The following is a 13,810-nucleotide window of genomic DNA, read 5'->3' on the forward strand; positions in this document are numbered from 1 at the left end:
GTGGTTTCGGCGCAAATTGCCGAGCCACAATTCTCTTGGATCATTCGCCAGGTTCGAACGCCCTTGCCTGGTCCCGGTAGCTCATGGGTTCGGCGCGAGGCGGGCTCGAACGAAAGCGCGTGCCTGTTAGCCAAAGCTTCAGCGCTTCCCAGCGAATGCCAGTCACAATCTTCCACGTCATGAGGGGGAACTTCAAGAGGCAGGCCATTGGCTGGGCTGTGCCACGTGGCGCTTGGTATCTCTCCCTTGCGTCGAGTTGCTGCCCGAACTCAAAAACGGCTATGGCCGCCGCCACGCCTGTGCGATAGTTTTAGCCATGCGTTATGTAATCGTCATCGCCGCCATCGCATTCTTCCTGATCTGGGATGGCCTGTACAATCAGGGCCGGTATCTCGACATGTCGGTCAGGGAACTCTCCCATGTCGTTCGTTACGTCACCGGCAAGGCCTGAATAGTCCCTCCCAACCTGGACGTCCTTCCGAAGATCCGAGCCGTTCGTCATCGCGAGATGAGGTCCGGCACCGTGCGGGCGCGTCGCAAGGACGCGTGGCTCCATGAACGGTTGACGCCAGGGGACCGCCGTCACTAAAGACCCCTGCATTCAGATCGAGGAGGCGGAATTGATCCGGCATATCGTTTTCTTCAGCGCCCGGCGCAAGGAGGATGTGGAGGCTGTGCGCAGCGGGCTTTTGGCGCTCGGCAACATTCCTCATTCCAGCCTTTTCGAGGTCACTTTGAACACCAAGGTCGACCCGCTGTCGGATGAAGTTGATGTTGTCGTCTACGCTGAGTTTGCCGATGACGCGGCGCTGGCCGCTTACAAGGCGCATCCGCTCTATGCGCAGACCACCAGCAAGGTCAAACCCTTGCGCGAACTGCGCTATTCCGCCGATGTCGTGGCCGGCAGCTGATCAAGTGCCTGCTCCAGCAGGTGCCGTGGTCGACGCCCCATCAGATAACCCGGCAGTACATGAAGGCCGCCAGGCAGATTGGTGGCCTTCCGCCAGGCCTTCAACTCGGCCAGCACGACGCTGAAATGGCCCTGCGCCGCCGCTTTCAGCGCGCCGCGCACCGTCAGATAGTTGAGGATCGACCCGTAGCCGCTCGATCGATAATCGGGACAGCGGAGCATCCCCGGCGCGGGGGGATGCCGCCGCATCCTGCGGCGGCGGATGAGAAGAACCTTGAACGGTTTTGCGGAATGATGCACATCGCGCCTGCATGACCCGAACAACAGCAGCCGGCATTCATCCGCTCGATCATCTGGTGCTGCCGACGCAGAACCTCGATGTGGCGCGAGCGCGGCTCACTTCGCTCGGCTTCGTCGTCGCCCCGACCGGCATCCATCCCTTTGGAACGGAAAACTGTTGCGTTTTCCTCGCCGACGGTACCTATCTTGAGCCGCTTGCGATTGGCAGCGAACAGGCCGCGATCAAGGCCGCCGCCGAAGGCAATGTCTTCGTCGCGCGCGACCGCCTCTACCGCGAAAGCCACGGCGATGAGGGGTTTTCCGCGGTGGTGCTGGGGACCGACAATGCCGATGCCGATCATGCGCGCTATGTCGAGGCCGGCCTGTCGGCGGGAGGCACGCTGAGCTTTTCACGCGCTTTCACCGATACATCAGGCAAAAGCGACGTGGCGTCATTCAAGCTGGCCTTCGCCTCGGCCAATGACACAACCGATGCGTTCCTTTTTGCCTGCCAGCGCATCAATGCGCCTGATGTGGACCGCGCGGCTTTGCAGGCCCACGCCAATAGCGCGACAGGCATCGTGGAAGTGGTGGCGATCAGCGACCACCCAGCCGAACAGTCTCGGCTGATTTCCGTGGCGGTGGGGAATCCCGCTGCCGGCGTGCAGGGCTCAGCGTTTCATTTGCCAAATGCAACGCTGAGCGTGCTCGATCCCGTGTCTTTCGCCGAGCGTTTTGGTGTCTCGGCCGGTTTACCCACGAAGCTTCGCTTCGCGGCGGTCGTCTTCGCGGTCCGCAGCGCCAATGCCACATCGAGCCTGCTTGCAGCCAATGCCATACAGCACGATATAGCGGGGACTGACATTGTCGTGCAGCCCGCATCCGGACAGGGCGCGGCTTTCATCTTCCGGGAGATCCAATGAGCAAGCCCCAAGCGTCCAATTCGACGACGCCCAATTCGTCGGTAACGGTCGGCAATGTCGTCTTCGACAACAATGCGGCCTTGGCGCTGATCGCCGGCCCGTGTCAGTTCGAATCGCGCCAGCATGCCTTCGACATGGCTGGCGCGCTGAAGGAACTGACCGGCAGGCTCGGCATCGGCCTCGTCTACAAGACGAGTTACGACAAGGCCAACCGCACCTCGCTGTCGGCAACACGCGGCGCCGGCATGGATGCCGCGCTTCCCGTCTTTGACGAACTGCGCAAGGCGTTTTCGCTTCCCGTGCTGACCGATGTCCACACCGAGGAGCAGTGTGCGATCGTCGCTCCGCATGTCGATGTGCTGCAGATACCTGCCTTCCTGTCGCGTCAGACCGACATGCTGGTCGCCGCGGCAAGGACCGGCAAGGTCATCAACGTCAAGAAGGGGCAATTCCTTGCGCCCTGGGACATGAAGAACGTGGTCGCCAAGATCACAGGTTCCGGCAATGCCAATGTCCTGACCACCGAGCGCGGCGCGTCCTTCGGCTACAACACGCTGGTATCCGACATGCGGGCCCTGCCCATCATGGCCGAAATCGGGGCTCCGGTGATTTTCGACGCCACGCATTCGGTCCAGCAGCCGGGCGGGCAGGGCGGTTCGTCAGGCGGCGAGCGTCGCTTTGTCGAAACCTTGGCTCGCGCGGCCGTCGCCGTCGGCGTTGCCGGCGTCTTTATCGAGACCCACCAGGATCCCGACAATTCGACCTCTTCCGACGGACCGAACATGGTGCCGCTGAAGGACATGCCAGCGCTTCTCGAAAGACTGATGGCCTTCGACCGGATAGCCAAGGGCCGCTGAGCGGGCGCGTCCCGCCGCCGCTTGTGGTGGACAGGGGCCGGTTGTACGCTTGGCCGGCAAATGAGCGTCTTGGCAGGAGGAAAGCCATGTCTGTCGCCCGCGTCACCGAAATTACCTCGTCATCGAAGAAGAGTTTTCAGGACGCCATCGAGAAGGGAATCGCCCGCGCGGCGAAAACCCTGAAAAACGTGGAAGGCGCCTGGATCCAGGATCAGAAGATCGTCGTCGAGGACGGCAAGATTTCGGCCTACCGCGTCAACATGAAGGTGACTTTCATTCTCGCCGAGTGACTGTCCGAAGCATAGAAAGTCGGGAACTTTCGCCCGTCCTCCTCATTGTCAAAGCAGTGTTCAACGACAACGAGGAGCAGATCATGACAACACAGACAGGCCACACCGAAGCCATTGCCGCTTCGCGAGTCATCGGCACATCCGTCTACAACACAGAAGGCAAGAGCATCGGCAGCATCGAGGACATCATGCTCGACAAGACGTCGAACGGCATCATGTTCGCGGTGATCGGGTTTGGCGGCTTTCTTGGTATCGGCGAGAAGTATCACGCCGTTCCCTGGGCGAGTCTCGACTATGATGAAGACAAGGGCGGCTACGTCGTGCCCTTCTCGAAGGAGCAGCTGAAGGCGGCGCCCGCCTATTCCATCAATGAACTGGCCGGCGCGGACGGTGAAAGCGCGCGTGACGCGTCCTATGAGTATTATAAGGTCACGCCCTACTGGCATTGATCCCACAGGCAAAAAGGGCCCCGTTTCGACGGGGCCCTTTTTGATTCCACATCATCGTCACTCGTTGGTGCTCAAGGCCGGCAAAGTAACAATGGCCTTTGGCGGCGACTGCTGATTGTCGCATGATGTCAGCAACGCGACCGCGATCAGAAACAGACTGACAATACCACTCAACTCGGACATGGCGAAACTCCTCCTGTTTCGCCCCGCGCGACAATAGCCATAACCCGAAATTGATGTCCGGGCGCATGACTTATGATGACAGAAATTTGCGCTTCGTGAATCGGGCCGGCGGCACTATTCGGCCATGGCTGGATTGCCTTTTGCGTCGCTTTGGCTAAGACGGGCGCGACCTTTCGTCAGATCAATCGGGGACATCGCAATGACCGCCATCATCGACATTGTCGGACGTGAAATCCTGGACAGCCGTGGAAACCCGACCGTCGAGGTCGATGTTGTACTCGAAGACGGTTCGATGGGCCGCGCCGCGGTGCCGTCAGGAGCCTCGACCGGCGCCCATGAGGCCGTCGAGCTTCGCGATGGCGGTGCGCGCTATCTCGGCAAGGGCGTGCTGAAGGCCGTGGAGGCGGTCAACGGCGAACTGTTCGAGGCGATCGGCGGCATGGAAGCCGAAAACCAGATCCACATCGACCAGACGATGATCGAACTCGACGGCACACCCAACAAGAGCCGGCTCGGCGCCAACGCCATTCTTGGCGTTTCGCTGGCGGTGGCCAAGGCCGCGGCCGATGCCGCCGGCCTGCCGCTCTACCGTTATGTCGGCGGCACCAAGGCGCATATCCTGCCGGTGCCGATGATGAACATCATCAATGGCGGCGCGCATGCCGACAACCCGATCGACTTCCAGGAGTTCATGATCCTGCCGGTCGGCGCGCCGACGCTGCGCGAAGGCGTGCGCTGGGGCTCGGAAATCTTCCACACGCTGCGCAAGAAGCTGAAGGATGCCGGCCACAACACTAACGTTGGCGACGAAGGCGGCTTCGCCCCGAACCTGAAGAGCGCGCCGGTGGCGCTCGATTTCATCATGGAATCGATCGAGAAGGCCGGCTTCAAGCCGGGCGAGGAGATCGCGCTCGGCCTCGATTGTGCCGCCACCGAGTTCTTCAAGGACGGCAATTATGTCTATGAAGGCGAGAAGAAGACGCGTGACCCCAAGGCGCAGGCCAAGTACCTTGCCAAGCTTGCCGCCGACTATCCGATCATCACGATCGAGGATGGTTTGGCCGAGGACGATTGGGAAGGCTGGAAATACCTGACCGACCTGATCGGCAAGAAGACGCAACTGGTCGGCGACGACCTTTTCGTCACCAACACGGCGCGCCTGCGCGACGGCATCCGCATGGGCGTTGCCAATTCGATCTTGGTCAAGGTCAACCAGATCGGCTCGCTGACCGAAACGCTCGACGCGGTCGAGACCGCCCACAAGGCTGGCTACACCGCTGTCATGTCGCATCGTTCCGGTGAGACCGAGGATTCGACCATCGCAGATCTCGCCGTCGCCACCAATTGCGGGCAGATCAAGACGGGTTCGCTGTCGCGCTCTGACCGCATGGCCAAGTACAACCAGTTGATCCGCATCGAGGAAGAGCTCGGCAAGCAGGCGCGTTACGCCGGCAGGTCGGTGATCAAGGGCTGATCCGAAAACACTGAACTCGGATGTTGCACGAAGGGCGGGATCATTCCCGCCCTTTTTCATTTCGTTGTCGCCGGGCAGGGCTCCGTAACCGTCCGTTAAGCACAATCGGGTGAAAAAGATCGTGAGCCGCCTGAGTTCGCGGCTGCGAGGAACGGGCGATGTGGACGCGTCAGCACAAGCAGAGAAATACCGGTCGGCTGATCATCCCTTCGCTTTGCGTCGTGTTCCTGGCCTATTTCGGCTTCCATGCCTATCACGGCGAATTCGGCATCAATTCGAAATATCAGCTGGAAGCCCAGACGGTCGCGCTGCAGGCGCAGCTCGATGCCGTCAAGGCGCGGCGGATGGAGCTCGAGCGGCGCGTTCGGCTTATGCATGACGGCACGCTGGAGAAGGACATGCTCGACGAGCAGGCGCGCAGGGCGCTCAATCTGTCCCAGGCCGATGAGATCACCATCATGTTGCCTGCTTCGGTGAAATAACCGTATTTCAGTTAATCAGCAATATTTTCAATGATTTTAATCGCTTAGGCGCATGCCAGCTATGCAAATTCGTCATGGCGCAACGCTGTAACGCGTGTTAGCCTTGCATAAATCGGTGGGGAGAGCTGATCTTCCCAGGGCGGATTTCATCCTGCCCTAATGTCCGCAAAGAGACGCCAACAGGGAGTGATGCATGGCCACCGCAGCCAGAAAAGCGCCTGCCAAATCGAAATCCGACGGCAAATCGGGTCTTTCCGCGCCCAAGCCCGCTGAATTCACCAAGGACGAAGAGCTTGCCGCCTACCGGCATATGCTGCTCATCCGCCGCTTCGAGGAAAAGGCCGGCCAGCTCTACGGCATGGGCTTCATCGGCGGCTTCTGCCATCTCTATATCGGTCAGGAAGCGGTCGTCACCGGCATGAAGATGGCGCTGATCGAGGGCGATCAGATGATCACCGCCTATCGCGACCACGGCCACATGCTGGCGATGGAGCTTTCACCGCGCGGCGTCATGGCTGAACTGACTGGTCGCCGTGGCGGCCTGTCGCGGGGCAAGGGCGGCTCCATGCATATGTTCTCCAAGGAGAAGCATTTTTACGGTGGCCACGGCATTGTCGGCGCACAGGTGTCGCTCGGCACCGGGCTGGCCTTCGCCAATCGCTACCGCGACAACAACAATGTCTCGCTGACCTATTTCGGCGATGGCGCCGCCAACCAGGGCCAGGTCTATGAAAGCTTCAACATGGCCTCGCTATGGAAGCTGCCGGTGATCTACATCATCGAGAACAACCGCTACGCCATGGGCACGTCGGTTTCGCGCTCTTCCGCGGAGACGGATTTCTCGCATCGGGGTGCGTCCTTCAAGATTCCAGGTATCCAGGTCGACGGCATGGATGTGCGCGCGGTCAAGGCCGCCGGCGAGCTCGCCACCGAATGGTGCCGTGCCGGCAATGGCCCGCTGATCCTCGAAATGCAGACCTATCGCTATCGCGGCCACTCGATGTCGGATCCGGCGAAATACCGCTCGAAGGAAGAAGTGCAGAAGATGCGCTCCGAGCATGACCCGATCGAGCAGGTCAAGGCGCGGCTGATCGAGAAGAAGTGGGCGACCGAGGACGAATTGAAGACCATCGACAAGGAGGTTCGCGACATCGTTGCCGACGCAGCCGAGTTTGCCCAGAACGATGCGGAGCCGGATCCGTCCGAGCTCTGGACCGATATCGTATTGTAAGGGAGGGCCAGGACATGCCGATCGAAATTCTCATGCCCGCTCTCTCGCCGACCATGGAAGAGGGCAATCTTTCCAAGTGGTTGAAGAACGAGGGCGACAAGGTTGTCGCCGGCGACATCATCGCCGAGATCGAAACCGACAAGGCGACGATGGAAGTCGAAGCTGTCGATGAAGGCACTCTGGCCAAGATCGTGGTTCCAGCCGGCACCGAAGGCGTCAAGGTCAATGCGGTGATCGCCGTGCTTGCGGTTGAAGGCGAAGACACCGACAAGGCCGGCGAAGGCATCGGCGAAGAGCCCGCCAAGGCTGAAACGGCTGCACCGGCACCGGTTGCGGCCAAGAGCGAGGCCGCGGCACCAGTCGCGGCGGCACCGAAGACCGAGATCGCCGCCGATCCGGATATTCCTGCCGGCACCGAGATGGTCTCGACCACGGTGCGCGAAGCGCTGCGCGATGCCATGGCCGAGGAGATGCGCCGCGACGGCGATGTCTTCGTCATGGGTGAAGAGGTCGCCGAATACCAGGGCGCCTACAAGATCACGCAAGGGTTGCTGCAGGAATTCGGACCGCGTCGCGTCGTCGACACGCCGATCACCGAGCACGGTTTTGCCGGCGTCGGCGTCGGTGCGGCGATGGCCGGGCTGAAGCCGATCGTCGAGTTCATGACCTTCAATTTCGCCATGCAGGCGATCGACCAGATCATCAATTCGGCAGCCAAAACGCTCTATATGTCGGGCGGCCAGATGGGCGCGCCGATCGTGTTTCGCGGGCCGAACGGCGCTGCCGCCCGTGTCGCCGCCCAGCACTCGCAATGCTACGCCGCCTGGTACAGCCACATTCCGGGCCTGAAGGTTGTGATGCCGTATACGGCCGCTGACGCCAAGGGCTTGCTGAAAGCAGCGATCCGCGATCCCAACCCGATCATCTTCCTCGAGAACGAAATCCTCTACGGCCAGTCCTTCGACGTGCCGAAGCTCGATGATTTCGTGCTGCCGATCGGCAAGGCGCGCATCCACAAGCAAGGCAAGGACGTCACCATCGTCTCGTTCGGGATCGGCATGACCTATGCGGTCAAGGCGGAGGCGGAATTGCGCGGCATGGGCATCGACGCCGAGATCATCGATCTCAGGACCATCCGCCCGCTCGACCTCGACACGATCATCGCCTCGGTCAAGAAGACCAACCGCCTGGTCGTGGTGGAAGAGGGCTTCCCGCAGAACTCGGTCGGCGACCACATCGCCAACCAGGTCTCGCAGCGCGCCTTCGATTTCCTCGACGCGCCGGTCATCACCATTGCCGGCAAGGATGTGCCGATGCCTTATGCGGCCAACCTCGAAAAACTGGCATTGCCGAATGTCGGCGAGGTCATCGAGGCGGTCAAAGCCGTCACGTATCGCTGAACCGGGCGGGAGGTCAAAATGCCAATCAACATCACCATGCCGGCGCTCTCGCCCACGATGGAAGAGGGCAATCTTTCGAAGTGGCTGGTCAAGGAAGGCGACAAGGTTTCGCCAGGCGACGTCATCGCCGAGATCGAGACCGACAAGGCGACGATGGAAGTCGAAGCCGTCGATGAGGGCACGGTCGCCAAGCTCGTCGTCCCTGCCGGCACCGAAGGTGTCAAGGTCAATGCGCTGATTGCGGTCCTTGCCGCCGAAGGCGAGGACGCAGGCGCCGCCGCAAAAAGCGGTGGTGGTGCCGCACCGGCGAAAGCCGAGGCGCCGAAGGCGGATGCCAAGGCTGAAGCACCAAAGGCCGAGGCGCCGAAGGCCGAGGCGCCAAAGGCCGAACCTGCCGCCCCCGCGCCCAAGGCGGCTCCGGCCGCCAATGGTCATGCGGCTGGCGAGCGCACCTTCTCCTCGCCGCTTGCGCGCCGTATCGCCAAGGAGGCCGGCGTCGATGTGTCTGGTGTGACCGGCACCGGCCCGCATGGGCGGGTGGTGAAGGCCGACGTCGACGCGGCGATTGCCGGTGGCGGCGCCAAGGCGGCGCCACCGGCCAAGGCTCCGGCCGGCGCGCCGGCTGCTGCTTCCGCTCCTGCCGTGAAGGCGATGTCGGACGACCAGGTGCTGAAGCTGTTCGAGGAGGGTTCCTACGACCTCGTCCCGCACGACAACATGCGCAAGACCATCGCGCGCCGCCTCGTCGAGGCCAAGACCACCATTCCGCATTTCTACCTGACGCTCGACTGCGAGCTCGACGCGCTGCTGGCATTGCGCACGCAGATCAATGCCGCCGCCCCGGTGAAGAAGACCGACAAGGGCGAGGCTCCCGCCTACAAGCTGTCGGTCAACGACATGGTCATCAAGGCGATGGCCATGGCGCTCAAGGCGGTGCCGGATGCCAATGCCTCATGGACCGAAAGCGCCATGGTCAAGCACAAGCATGCCGATGTCGGCGTCGCCGTCTCGATCCCCGGTGGCCTGATCACGCCGATCATTCGGCATGCCGACGAGAAGTCGCTGTCCACCATCTCCAACGAGATGAAGGATCTGGCGAGCCGTGCGCGCAGCCGCAAGCTGAAGCCGGAAGAGTATCAGGGCGGCACCACGGCGGTGTCGAACCTCGGCATGTTCGGCATCAAGGACTTCGCCGCCGTCATCAACCCGCCGCATGCGACGATCCTGGCGGTGGGTGCCGGCGAGGAGCGGGCCGTGGTCAAGAACGGCGAGATCAGAATAGCCACCGTGATGTCGGTGACGCTGTCGACGGACCATCGTGCCGTCGATGGGGCACTTGGCGCCGAACTGCTGGTCGCCTTCAAGCGGTTGATCGAGAATCCGATGGGCATGCTGGTCTAGGCAAGGGGAGAGGCGGTGCGGAAATTCTTCACCAGCCTTTTCGTCTCCATCCTTTCCGGATTCGCCGGCGGCGTTGGTGGCGCAGCAACCGGCTGTCATCGCCAACGCACAGGGAGAGTACATTCTGGTGTTCTTGCTCTCAGCATTGGTGACGGTTGTCTCCACCCTCGTCCTCTCGTTGTGCGATGGCTTTTCGTGCGCTGGCGAGCAGGGCCCGGTTTGATTGAAGCAAGGACGGGTTGAACGGATGAAGACGGTGCTTTGCTACGGCAATTCTCTGACCTGGGGTTACAATGCCGAGGGTGGCCGCCATGCGCTGCAGGATCGCTGGCCAAGCTTGCTGCAGGCTGGGCTTGGCGACGGCGTCCAGGTCATCGCCGATGGCCTCAACGGCCGCACCACGGCCTTCGACGATCATCTGGCTGGGGCGGATCGCAATGGCGCGCGGGTGTTGCCGACGGTGCTGACGACGCACGCACCGATCGACCTGATCGTCATCATGCTCGGCGCCAACGACATGAAGCCGTGGATCCACGGCAACCCGGTCGCGGCCAAGCAAGGCATCCAGCGATTGATCGACATCGTGCGTGGCCATGACTATCCGTTCGACTGGCCGGCGCCACAGATACTCATTGTGTCGCCGCCCGTTGTAAGCCGCACCGAAAATGCCGACTTCAAGGAAATGTTCGCCGGCGGCGACGATGCTTCCAGGCATCTGGCACCGCAATATGCGGCGTTGGCCGACGAAGTCGGCTGCGGTTTCTTCGATGCCGGCACCGTGGCGCAAACCACACCGCTCGATGGCGTCCATCTCGACGCCGAAAACACGCGAAACATCGGCAAGGCGCTGGCACCGGTCGTGCGCGTCATGCTGGAATTGTGATTGAAGGAGAAAAACCGTGGCTGAGAACTACGACGTCATCATCATCGGCTCCGGCCCGGGCGGCTATGTCACGGCGGTGCGTTCCGCCCAGCTCGGCTTCAAGACGGCGATCGTCGAGCGGGAGCATCTCGGCGGCATCTGCCTCAACTGGGGCTGCATTCCAACCAAGGCGCTGCTGCGCTCGGCCGAGATCATGCACTATTCCGATCATTTGAAGGACTATGGCCTGAAGCTCGACGGCAAGGTCAGTGTCGACACGTCGGCTGTCGTCGACCGGTCGCGCAAAGTCTCGCTGCGGCTCAATGGCGGCGTTGCCTTCCTGATGAAGAAGAACAAGGTCGACGTCATCTGGGGCGAAGCCAAGCTGTCGAAGGCTCCTTCTGGCGACAAATTGGGCGAGATCGTCGTCTCCAAGACGGCCAAGAAGCCGATGGAGCCGCAGCCGCCGGTGCCGAAGGGCGTCAAGGGCGAGGGCACCTACACCGCCAAACATATCATCCTGGCGACCGGTGCGCGGCCCCGCGCGCTGCCTGGCATCGAGCCGGACGGCAAGCTGATCTGGACCTATTTTGAAGCCATGGTGCCGAAGGAGATGCCAAAATCGCTGCTGGTGATGGGCTCGGGCGCCATCGGCATCGAATTCGCTTCCTTCTACCGCACCATGGGTGCCGACGTAACGGTCGTCGAATTGTTGCCGGCGGTGATGCCGGTCGAGGATGCCGAAGTCTCGAAATTCGCGCAAAGACAGTTCGAGAAGCAAGGCATGAAGATCATCCTCGAGGCCAAGGTGACCAAGGTCGAAAAGGGAGCCAATTCGGTCACCGCGCATGTCGAGATGAAGGACGGCAAGGTCGAGAAGATCACCGCCGACCGCATGATTTCGGCCGTCGGCGTGCAAGGCAACATCGAGAATCTTGGGCTTGAAGCGCTTGGTGTGAAGACCGACCGCGGCTGCGTCGTCGTCGACGGTTACGGCAAGACCAATGTACCGGGCATCTACGCCATCGGCGATGTCGCCGGCCCGCCAATGCTTGCCCACAAGGCCGAGCATGAGGGCGTCGTATGTGTAGAGAAGATCGCGAATTTCCCCGGCGTGCATGCCATCGACAAGCTCAAGATCCCCGGTTGCACCTACTGCAATCCGCAGGTCGCCTCCGTCGGCCTGACGGAAGCCAAGGCCAAGGCCGAGGGCAAGGATATCCGCGTCGGCCGCTTCCAGTTCGCCGCCAACGGCAAGGCGATCGCGCTTGGCGAGGACCAGGGCTTCATCAAGACCATCTTCGACAAGAAGACCGGTCAGTTGCTCGGTGCCCATATGGTGGGCGCCGAAGTGACCGAGCTGATCCAGGGCTTTGTCGTGGCGATGAACCTTGAGACGACGGAAGAGGAGCTGATGCACACCGTCTTCCCGCATCCGACGCTGTCGGAGATGATGAAGGAAAGCGTGCTCGACGCCTATGGCCGCGCGTTGAACGCATGATAGATTCGCCGCAAGAGACTCAGCCGCGAAAGCCCTGGGAACTCGGCGGCAAGGCAGTTCATTTCCGGATGCATTTTTACGCGCGCAAGGAGAAGGCATATGCACTTGAACGGCGTGGGCTGGATCGCAGCCATCATCATTGGCGGCCTGGCAGGCTGGTTCGCCGAAATGTTCATGAAGAGCAACACCGGCATTTTCATGAACATTATCATGGGCATCGTTGGTGCGGTGGTATTGAACGCCATCCTGCAGGCGCTCAATTTCGGTCCATTCGGCGTCGGCTGGATTGCCTACCTGATCACCGGCTTCATCGGTGCCTGCCTGCTGATCTGGGTCGGACGCCTGGTGCGCCGTTAAAGGCATATCGTTGCGGCTATGCGAAAACGGTTGTAGCGGCATGCGCCGCTGCAGCCTTTTTCTTTGCGCCGAAAAGTCCTAGATGACGTTAAAGTGACGATCGCCGACAGGCGATCGCGAGAAAAGCCAAGGTTCAGATGGTCACGGTCCTAGACACGATCGCCAACGCGCCGCGGTTGCGGCACCCCGAGAAGGCGCACAAGCCCGACCAGGAAGTTTTGCGCAAGCCGGATTGGATCCGCGTCAAGGCGCCGGTCTCGAAGGGCTATGCCGAGACGCGTGAGATCGTCAAATCCCACAAGCTGGTGACGGTCTGCGAAGAGGCTGGGTGCCCCAACATTGGTGAATGCTGGGAAAAGAAGCACGCCACATTCATGATCATGGGCGAGATCTGCACCCGCGCCTGTGCCTTCTGCAATGTCGCCACCGGCATTCCAACCGCGCTTGATCCTGGTGAGCCTGCCCGCGTCGCGCATGCCGTCAAGCAGATGGGGCTCAGCCACGTCGTCATCACCTCCGTCGACCGCGACGATCTCGCCGATGGCGGCGCTCAGCACTTCGCCGACGTGATCCGGGCCATCCGGGCGGTAACGCCGTCGACCACGATAGAAATCCTGACGCCGGATTTCCTGCGCAAGGACGGTGCGCTTGAGATCGTCGTGGCGGCCAAGCCCGACGTTTTCAACCACAATCTCGAAACAGTGCCGTCCAACTATCTTAAGGTCCGGCCGGGTGCTCGCTATTTCCACTCGATCCGGCTGTTGCAGCGGGTCAAGGAACTCGATCCGTCGATCTTCACCAAGTCCGGCATCATGGTCGGGCTGGGCGAGGAGCGGAATGAAATCCTGCAGCTGATGGACGATCTGCGTTCGGCCAATGTCGACTTCATGACCATCGGCCAATATCTGCAGCCGTCGAAGAAGCACCACCCGGTGATCCGCTTCGTCACCCCGGAGGAATTCAAATCCTTTGAGACGATCGGCCGGACCAAGGGTTTTCTGCTGGTGGCATCGAGTCCGCTGACGCGCTCATCGCATCACGCCGGCGACGATTTCGCCCGGCTACGCGCGGCGCGGGAAGCGCAGCTCCAGAAATCGCTCTGATGCATGTCGCCCAAAGTGACCTCGGTTTGGGAGAACGACATGCATAAAAACAAAGATTCTGAAGCGCGTCGCGTGAATCCGTTTCGACGCGACCCGCTTTAGGGCTGG

The 13,810-nt window shown here is 61.3% G+C and carries 18 protein-coding genes; 15 read left to right on the top strand and 3 right to left on the bottom strand.

What is annotated here, in order from left to right; all coding sequences use genetic code 11:
• Positions 1-40: 40 nt before the first annotated feature.
• Complete coding sequence (locus AC1VON_RS20425) at positions 41-208, bottom strand: DUF1365 family protein (protein ID WP_483124649.1); 168 nt, start codon at positions 206-208, stop codon at positions 41-43.
• 108 nt (positions 209-316) lie between these two features.
• Here AC1VON_RS20425 and AC1VON_RS20430 point away from each other — a divergent pair, with 108 nt between their 5' ends.
• Together AC1VON_RS20430 and AC1VON_RS20435 are read left to right on the top strand one after the other, a co-directional pair.
• Positions 317-451, top strand: coding sequence for a hypothetical protein (locus AC1VON_RS20430; protein WP_275451202.1), 135 nt, complete (start codon positions 317-319; stop codon positions 449-451).
• Positions 452-620: 169 nt separating this feature from the next.
• Positions 621-911: a Dabb family protein gene (locus tag AC1VON_RS20435; RefSeq protein WP_140773883.1), complete on the top strand. Its 291-nt coding sequence runs from the start codon at positions 621-623 to the stop codon at positions 909-911.
• Here AC1VON_RS20435 and AC1VON_RS20440 read toward each other — a convergent pair.
• Entirely contained in the window at positions 881-1,132 is a 252-nt protein-coding gene (locus AC1VON_RS20440) for a hypothetical protein (RefSeq protein ID WP_483124650.1), read from the bottom strand. The two genes, AC1VON_RS20435 and AC1VON_RS20440, sit on opposite strands and share 31 nt — an antisense overlap.
• 89 nt (positions 1,133-1,221) lie before the next feature.
• Here AC1VON_RS20440 and AC1VON_RS20445 point away from each other — a divergent pair, with 89 nt between their 5' ends.
• The 4 genes from AC1VON_RS20445 (at position 1,222) to AC1VON_RS20460 (ending at position 3,708) form a co-directional block, all read left to right on the top strand.
• A complete protein-coding gene (locus AC1VON_RS20445) occupies positions 1,222-2,112 on the top strand; it encodes a VOC family protein (protein WP_483124651.1) in 891 nt (296 codons plus the stop codon).
• Positions 2,109-2,969 carry a 3-deoxy-8-phosphooctulonate synthase gene (gene kdsA, locus AC1VON_RS20450; RefSeq protein ID WP_172350605.1) on the top strand — a complete coding sequence of 287 codons (861 nt, stop codon included), beginning with the start codon at positions 2,109-2,111 and terminating at the stop codon, positions 2,967-2,969. The genes AC1VON_RS20445 and kdsA overlap by 4 nt, the downstream gene beginning before the upstream one ends.
• Before the next feature lie 86 nt (positions 2,970-3,055).
• Entirely contained in the window at positions 3,056-3,259 is a 204-nt protein-coding gene (locus AC1VON_RS20455) for a dodecin family protein (protein WP_172350604.1), read from the top strand.
• Positions 3,260-3,342: 83 nt separating this feature from the next.
• Positions 3,343-3,708: a PRC-barrel domain-containing protein gene (locus tag AC1VON_RS20460; RefSeq protein ID WP_140773880.1), complete on the top strand. Its 366-nt coding sequence runs from the start codon at positions 3,343-3,345 to the stop codon at positions 3,706-3,708.
• 57 nt (positions 3,709-3,765) lie between these two features.
• Here AC1VON_RS20460 and AC1VON_RS20465 read toward each other — a convergent pair whose 3' ends face one another.
• Complete coding sequence (locus tag AC1VON_RS20465) at positions 3,766-3,891, bottom strand: hypothetical protein (protein ID WP_483124652.1); 126 nt, start codon at positions 3,889-3,891, stop codon at positions 3,766-3,768.
• Positions 3,892-4,090: 199 nt separating this feature from the next.
• On the opposite strand from AC1VON_RS20465, the gene eno reads away from it, so the two are divergent.
• The 9 genes from eno (at position 4,091) to lipA (ending at position 13,702) form a co-directional block, all read left to right on the top strand.
• Entirely contained in the window at positions 4,091-5,365 is a 1,275-nt protein-coding gene (gene eno / locus AC1VON_RS20470) for a phosphopyruvate hydratase (protein WP_483124653.1), read from the top strand.
• 158 nt (positions 5,366-5,523) lie between these two features.
• On the top strand, positions 5,524-5,847 hold the full coding sequence (locus tag AC1VON_RS20475) for an FtsB family cell division protein (protein ID WP_483124654.1): 324 nt from the start codon (positions 5,524-5,526) through the stop codon (positions 5,845-5,847).
• 193 nt (positions 5,848-6,040) lie between these two features.
• Positions 6,041-7,078 (top strand): pyruvate dehydrogenase (acetyl-transferring) E1 component subunit alpha, encoded by a 1,038-nt coding sequence (gene pdhA, locus AC1VON_RS20480; RefSeq protein WP_056567938.1) that lies wholly within the window; start codon positions 6,041-6,043, stop codon positions 7,076-7,078.
• Positions 7,079-7,092: 14 nt separating this feature from the next.
• Positions 7,093-8,478 (top strand): pyruvate dehydrogenase complex E1 component subunit beta, encoded by a 1,386-nt coding sequence (locus AC1VON_RS20485; protein WP_483124655.1) that lies wholly within the window; start codon positions 7,093-7,095, stop codon positions 8,476-8,478.
• 18 nt (positions 8,479-8,496) lie between these two features.
• Positions 8,497-9,879 (top strand): pyruvate dehydrogenase complex dihydrolipoamide acetyltransferase, encoded by a 1,383-nt coding sequence (locus AC1VON_RS20490; RefSeq protein ID WP_483124656.1) that lies wholly within the window; start codon positions 8,497-8,499, stop codon positions 9,877-9,879.
• Between the two features lie 247 nt (positions 9,880-10,126).
• Positions 10,127-10,762: an SGNH/GDSL hydrolase family protein gene (locus tag AC1VON_RS20495; RefSeq protein ID WP_483124657.1), complete on the top strand. Its 636-nt coding sequence runs from the start codon at positions 10,127-10,129 to the stop codon at positions 10,760-10,762.
• A gap of 16 nt (positions 10,763-10,778) precedes the next feature.
• The gene (gene lpdA / locus AC1VON_RS20500; RefSeq protein WP_172350598.1) at positions 10,779-12,242 is read left to right on the top strand and encodes a dihydrolipoyl dehydrogenase; all 1,464 of its coding nucleotides are present in this window, start codon (positions 10,779-10,781) and stop codon (positions 12,240-12,242) included.
• A gap of 99 nt (positions 12,243-12,341) precedes the next feature.
• Positions 12,342-12,599, top strand: a complete 258-nt coding sequence (locus AC1VON_RS20505) for a GlsB/YeaQ/YmgE family stress response membrane protein (protein WP_091586392.1) — start codon at positions 12,342-12,344, stop codon at positions 12,597-12,599.
• A gap of 137 nt (positions 12,600-12,736) precedes the next feature.
• The gene (lipA, locus tag AC1VON_RS20510; RefSeq protein WP_483124658.1) at positions 12,737-13,702 is read left to right on the top strand and encodes a lipoyl synthase; all 966 of its coding nucleotides are present in this window, start codon (positions 12,737-12,739) and stop codon (positions 13,700-13,702) included.
• Positions 13,703-13,810: the final 108 nt, after the last annotated feature.

This window comes from Mesorhizobium sp. HAY1-8B, from assembly GCF_056868045.1.